The organism is Burkholderia sp. LMG 13014, from assembly GCF_905232215.1.
Lineage (GTDB): Bacteria > Pseudomonadota > Gammaproteobacteria > Burkholderiales > Burkholderiaceae > Burkholderia.
In genome coordinates this window covers 1-804 of the sequence record NZ_CAJNKE010001071.1, presented here as the reverse complement: position 1 = coordinate 804, position 804 = coordinate 1, and the positions used below count along the sequence as shown (strand labels likewise).

Genomic DNA, 804 nt, shown 5'->3' with positions numbered 1-804 from the left:
GATTGAATCGGTTCTTCACGAAACCCGCCAGTTTGCGCCGCCCGCGGCGCTCGAGCAGGCGGCGGCCATTTCCGGCATGCCGGCCTACCGTGCGCTCGCCGCGGAAGCCGAGAACGATTACGAAGGCTTCTGGGCGCGGCTCGCGCGCGAAGGCCTTGCGTGGCACAAGCCGTTCACGAAAGTGCTCGACGAGTCGAACGCGCCGTTCTACAAGTGGTTCGACGACGGTGAGCTGAACGCGTCGTACAACTGTCTCGACCGTCACGTCGAAGCCGGCAACGGCGAGCGCGTCGCGGTGATCTTCGAAGCCGACGACGGTACCGTCACGCGCGTCACCTATGCGGATCTCCTCGCCCGCGTGTCGCGTTTCGCGAATGCACTGAAGAAGCGCGGGATCGGCAAGGGCGACCGCGTCGTGATCTATATCCCGATGTCGATCGAAGGCATCGTCGCGATGCAGGCCTGCGCGCGCATCGGCGCGACGCACTCGGTCGTGTTCGGCGGCTTCTCCGCGAAGTCGTTGAACGAGCGGCTCGTCGACGTCGGCGCGACGGCGCTCGTCACGGCCGACGAGCAGGCGCGCGGCGGCAAGACGCTGCCGCTGAAGAGCATCGCGGACGAAGCGATCGCGCTGGGCGGCTGCGAGGCCGTGAAGAGCGTGATCGTCTATCGCCGCACCGGCGGCAAGGTCGACTGGCATGCCGAGCGCGACCTGTGGATGCACGAACTGACGGCCGGCGAATCCGACCAGTGCGAGCCGGAATGGGTCGGCGCCGAGCATCCGCTGTTCATCCTGTATACGTC

The 804-nt window shown here is 66.5% G+C and carries 1 protein-coding gene; it reads left to right on the top strand.

Going from position 1 to position 804, the window contains the following annotated elements; translation table 11 throughout:
• Position 1: 1 nt before the first annotated feature.
• On the top strand, positions 2–804 hold an 803-nt coding region (locus JYJ84_RS37440; protein ID WP_240201968.1), incomplete at its 3' end, for an AMP-binding protein.